At 59.9% G+C, this 5,515-nt stretch carries 5 protein-coding genes; 2 read left to right on the top strand and 3 right to left on the bottom strand.

The window, feature by feature from the left end:
- The coding region (locus tag KGA96_RS29465; protein ID WP_223516066.1) for a MerR family transcriptional regulator at positions 1-239 on the bottom strand (239 nt) is incomplete at its 3' end.
- Positions 240-315: 76 nt separating this feature from the next.
- On the opposite strand from KGA96_RS29465, the gene KGA96_RS29460 reads away from it, so the two are divergent.
- Positions 316-546: a heavy-metal-associated domain-containing protein gene (locus KGA96_RS29460; protein ID WP_223516063.1), complete on the top strand. Its 231-nt coding sequence runs from the start codon at positions 316-318 to the stop codon at positions 544-546.
- Between the two features lie 7 nt (positions 547-553).
- Positions 554-778, top strand: a complete 225-nt coding sequence (locus KGA96_RS29455) for a GDCCVxC domain-containing (seleno)protein (RefSeq protein WP_046043121.1) — start codon at positions 554-556, stop codon at positions 776-778.
- A gap of 286 nt (positions 779-1,064) precedes the next feature.
- Here the strand turns inward: KGA96_RS29455 and KGA96_RS29450 are convergent, their stop codons facing one another.
- Both KGA96_RS29450 and KGA96_RS29445 read right to left on the bottom strand, forming a co-directional pair.
- Positions 1,065-1,829 (bottom strand): tetratricopeptide repeat protein, encoded by a 765-nt coding sequence (locus KGA96_RS29450; RefSeq protein WP_080925385.1) that lies wholly within the window; start codon positions 1,827-1,829, stop codon positions 1,065-1,067.
- Between the two features lie 223 nt (positions 1,830-2,052).
- On the bottom strand, positions 2,053-5,515 hold a 3,463-nt coding region (locus KGA96_RS29445; RefSeq protein WP_223516060.1), incomplete at its 5' end, for a beta strand repeat-containing protein.

Below are 5,515 nucleotides of genomic sequence, written 5' to 3'. Positions count from 1 at the left end.
CGGCAAGTGCAAGCCGCATCCAGTTTCAGCAGTATGCCCACCTCATCCAGCGTGAACCCCAGCGCCTGCGCCCTCTTGATGAAGCGCAACCGCTTGACCTGCTCCGGTAGATAGTGCCGATAACCACCGAGCGGCTTTGGCGGTTCATCCAGCAAGCCGCGTCGCTGGTAATAGCGAATAGTCTCGATGTTCACCCCGGCAGCTGCCGCCAACTTGCCGATACTCAGCCCTGTCGCCATCACACGCCCCTTGATTCTGTACCCAGGTACGGAGTGTAAAGTGACCCTGGGTTAGATCAGTTTAATGGAGAAAACGATGGCTCAGGCTCCAGCGGAAACCGTCAGGCTCGACGTTCAGAACACGACCTGTCCGGTCTGTCCGATCACGGTCAAGAGTTCGCTGGAGCAGTTGTCCGGCGTGAGTACCGTCAAGGTCAATTTCGCGGAGAAAATGGCCATCGTCACCTATGCCCCCAATACAGCCGATCCTGAAGCGTTGACCAAGGCGACGACGAAGGCGGGTTATCCCTCCACCGTTCACAAGTGAGGCAACCATGAGCGCCGTCATCCTCGAATCCGTGTTGACCTGCCCGCATTGCGGTTTCGCCAAGCGCGAAGCCATGCCCACCGATGCCTGTCAGTTTTTCTACGAATGTGGCAGTTGCAAAACCCTGTTACGCCCGAACCCCGGTGACTGCTGTGTGTTCTGTTCGTTTGGCACGGTGAAGTGCCCGCCGATTCAGGAGCAGTGCGGATGCGGTAGTACGGGCCTGATCTAGGTTTACTCGGTTTATCAGACGCCCCTGACGCGCCTCAAACCGTGGTTATGGGAGGTCAGTGTCATGTGGAATCACTCTCTGGTGCTCGTGGTGGTCTACCTGACTATCACCCTCTGCATCGGCTGGTTGTATACCATTGCGCTCCTGTATTGGCTTTGAACCAATTGGTGACGATCGGTCAGTCCGCATTTGGTACCGTTTTCGGCAGGTAGCTTTGTTCCGATCACAGTCGTTTGCAGCTCTTCGCGACGGACAGCCCCCCAGCCAGGAGTGGAGACTCAGAAACTCAACCGTGCACCAGGTAGGCTCCTGACGGAACCCGATATCGCAGTTTCTTGCATTTACCGGGTGCAGGCTGATGCCCCGGCGGACGATCAGGAAACCAGATTCGGCATTTACCCGGCGGCGGTAAATGTCCGCGGGGGATCTCAACCTCACCGTACGCGGGCTCTGGTTCGACATTAGCCATTTGCAATTTTCCTTCGGGCCTGGCTCTGCCAGTCGTCGGCGCATCCGAATCCCGACCTGTCTCTGCGCTAGCGAAGTTGCCAGTGTCGCGCCCAGTGTCCGGAGTGGATTGTTCAGCAACGGCCATTTCCGCTTCGCGGCGCCTTTGAGCCTCCTCTTGCAGCCCCTTCTGTGCTGCGGCCAGGTCCTCTTTGGCATTGGGTGGGGTACCCGAAGCCTGGGCCTGCTGCGCCGCCTGGATCAACTGGAAGTTGCGGTTGCGCAACTCGACGTTGCGACCAACCCGCATGTTCGAGCGCGCCGCCAGGGTTTCAGCCTGCTGGTACTGCCCCTGCTGAAGACGCAACACACCGAGGTAATGCAGCGTCGCGGGATTGTTCGGCTGGATATGCAGGGCACGCTCAAGCGTGGCAGCGGCCTGGTCCAGTTGGCCATTTTCATACTGCCGCGAGGCGGTTTCGATCAGGGTGGTTGATGCGCTGTTGCTTTGCGCGGGCGCTCTCCGCTCGGCAGCGACGGAACAAAACGACGCGACGGCGCAGAACACGAGGATGAGGCCCGGCAGAAAACTCTTGGTTGGCATCAGGGGGGCGAACTCGACTGATCTCGGAAGGCACTGAAGTAAAACAGGCCAAAGCGATGCTCGGCATCTGCGATACAGGGCCCCAATTGACCTGGCCAGTACCCTGAAGTTCCCGCTGCAAAGGCCGCCGCAACCAGTACTTTACCGCCCACAGACCCCATCGCGGATTTGTTCGCGATGGGGTCTGCAACCCCGTAGCAACGTGCGGCCAGCAGCAAAAGCATCATGTCATCAGGATAAAGTCCGCCTGATCGATACCGGCACTGTTAACACCGACAAGGCGAATAGTGTCCGCTCCGATCCCGATCACCGTGTCCGCCCCGTCAGCCGCAATGCTCACGTTGGCAGCGAACGTCTCGCTGCTGATCCCCAGCCCTGCGATATTGAGCAAGTCCTGCCCTGCGGCCGGATCGATATCGAAGTCCTGGATCGAGTCGTTGCCGAAGCCTGCCGCAGCAAACATGAAGGTGTCGTTGCCGAAGCCGCCATTGAGCGTGTCGTTGCCCAGCCCGCCGAAGAACAGATCGTCACCCGCACCGCCGACCAGAACGTCGTTGGCCTGGCCGCCCAGCATCGTGTGGTTTGCCGCCGCTGCATCGTAGGCCAGCTCACTGCCGTTACCCTCGGCGTTCGCCTGCAAACCCGCGGCCGCGTATTGGCCATTCATCGCGAGATGCGCCACATGCGCACCGTCGCTCACGCTCAGCATGCCGCCGGTGCCTGTGTCATTCGCTGCATAGGTGATCTGCGTATTGGTGCCGAACGCAACATCGCCAAAGTCCAGCTTGTCACCTGCGGTAAAACCGCTGACGCTGCCACTGAACGCCGTCGACACATCGAGCTTGAGCGTGCCAGCTGCACCGCTGTCGAACGTCACATGCTGATCGGAGGCAGCACCGAACTCCAGTATCGCCGAACCGCTGATAGTCGCGCTCCCCCCGCCACTGGCATCTGCGTTGACGGTGATGTTGCCATCGTTCGCCCACAGGCTGCCGCTGTTGACGAGCGTACTTTCAATCACCAATCCGCCGCTGCCGCTGCCGCTGGCTTGCAGCACACCAGAGTTAGTCACGGCGCTACTACCGGTATCGATCACCAGCGAGTTGACGCCGCTGGCAAGGATCAGGCCCGAGTTGACCAGCATCATCTGCCCCGCTCCCAACTGGCCGGCACCCGAGATGGTGTTGTCGGCATTGGTGAGCACCGTGTCCGCGCTGCCACCGAAGATCACGTTCTGCGCGCTGTCGGACAGAACCACGTGCCCGCCACCGCTCAACGTCGCGCCACGGAACAGAATCTCGAGATCGGTCCCGCTGCCGGTGGAGCCGAGCTCTATGGTGCCGCTGTTGTCGATGCTGCCACCGAACGGCATGATCGCGCCGTCGGCAATGGTGATGGTGCCCGTATTGGTCGTGACCGGGTCCACATCGAACAGTAAGTTGGCCGCGCTCAACGCCGCCGCATCCACGCCCTTGACAGTGATCGTCTGGTCGGCGCCGATGCTGAGCACGGCATTGCCGTTCGCGTCGTTGACGATACTCACATCCGCAAAATCGTTGACGCCCGTGAAGCCGATCAAGTCGATCTTGTCCGCCGTCGCATCGAAGCTGTAAATGACGTTGTTGCCGATCGGATGGGCGAAGACGAAGGTGTCGGCACCGGACGAGCCGGTCAGGTTGTCGTCCGCTGACAATGCGAAGATCGGCGAGCCGGGGGCGTAGGCTTCGACGTTGTCGGACACAAAGGCATTTCCAATGCTGCCGTCGGCGTTGGTCCAGTACATGTTGACATCAAGCACCAACGCACCGGCGAATTCGCTTGGAGTTGTCACAGTCAATGCGTCGGGATCGCTAGTCTGCACTGTCCAGGTGCCGTCGCCGTTGTCGGTTCCTGCATTGAACGTCCATCCCGAGGGAACACCGCTGATGGCCACCCTTATTGGGCCGCTGATATCGGCCGACGGAACGTTGAGGGCTAGATTGATGGGTTCGCCAGCCACACCTGCCGGGAGATTTGCGCTAGAGGTGAACGCAACACCCGTATTACCAGCCAAGTCCGTGTAGGTGTTTGTAACGCTGGCTTTTACAGATCCATTAGATCCATTGCCGGCTGCTCTTGTGAAATCCACTGTGTAAGTATTGCCGCTACCGGAGAAGTTGCTGAGGGTTCCGCGGCCTGCGGTGACACTGAAATCACTGATATCGAAGTTAATCACAGCTTCACTGAACGTGATGGTTATTTTGCCGCTATCGTTGTTCCCTAACATTGGGGACGCAGTAATGGAAGTCACTGTTGGAGCCACGGTATCAACTGGCGTCTCAACGACGTTCTGCACGTTTACCGTAATGGTCTGCGTGTCGGTTCCGCCATTGCCGTCGGCCACCTGAACGTCCACAACGTAGGCGTTGTCGCCGTCGGTGCCACCGATATCCTGGGGATTCTCGTAATCGGGCGCCGAATTGAACGTCAGCACCCCACTCGAACTGATCGAGAACTTGCTGAAGTCCGTCCCGGCCGTATTCAGGATCGTGTAGCTCAGCGTCTGCGCTGGTAGATCTGCATCGGTCGCCGCCACTGTCGTGACCGCCGTGGTGTTCTCCGCCACATTGATCGAAGCCGTCGCACCACCACCGTTGGAGGTGATCACCGGGGAGTTGTCGTTGACTCCCGTCACGGTTACCCCGATTGCCTGGTCGTCAAACAGCGTGCCGTCCGACGCCCGCACAATCACGTCATAAACGTTGTTCGCTCCCGAATCAGTCGGCGCTTCAAAGTTGGGTGCAGAGATAAAGCTCAGCACGCCTGTGCCTGAAACGATCGAGAACTTCGCGGCATCCGCTCCGCCGACGATGCTGTAGCCCAGCGTTTGCACCGGCAGATCAGCATCGGTCGCCGCCACCGTCGTGACCGCCGTGGTGTTCTCCGCCACATTGATCGAAGCCGTCGCACCGCCACCGTTGGAGGTGATCACCGGGGAGTTATCGTTGACTCCCGTCACGGTTACCCCGATTGCCTGGTCGTCAAACAGCGTGCCGTCCGACGCCCGCACAATCACGTCATAAACGTTGTTCGTTCCCGAATCAGTCGGTGCTTCAAAGTTGGGTGCAGAGATAAAGCTCAGCACGCCTGTGCCTGAAACGATCGAGAACTTCGCGACATCCGCTCCGCCGACGATGCTGTAGCTCAGCGTTTGTGCCGGCAGATCAACATCGGTCGCCGCCACTGTCGAGACCGCCGTAGTGTTCTCCGCCACGTTGATCGAAGCCGTCGCACCGCCACCGTTGGAAGTGATCGTCGGTGAGTCGTTGCTGCCGGCGATATGCACGGTGACCGAAGTGAGGGTGCCGTCGGCACTGCGCGCCGTGAAGGTGTCGGTGTAGGTGGTGCCGGCAGCGAACTCGTCGTGGGCGGAAGTGGCGACGTAGGTCCAGGCACCGTCGGTGCCGATGGAGAACTGGCCGTAGCTGCCGGCGGTGTTGGTTTGTGCGACGAAGGTTGCGGCGCTGTCGACGTCGCTGATGGTCAGGGTGCCGGCGGTGGAAATGTCGACGGCGGCATTGGTCTCGGTGAGGTTGGCGATGTCGGCGGACAGCACGGCCGCATCATTGGTGCCGAGGATATGCACGGTGACCGAAGTGAGGGTGCCGTCGGCACTGCGCGCCGTGAAGGTGTCGGTGTAGGTGGTG

It is taken from the genome of Pseudomonas sp. GL-R-26, from assembly GCF_019947365.1.
Lineage (GTDB): Bacteria > Pseudomonadota > Gammaproteobacteria > Pseudomonadales > Pseudomonadaceae > Aquipseudomonas.
The sequence above is the reverse complement of the archived record's forward strand: the minus strand, read 5'-3'. Positions and strand labels throughout refer to the sequence as shown.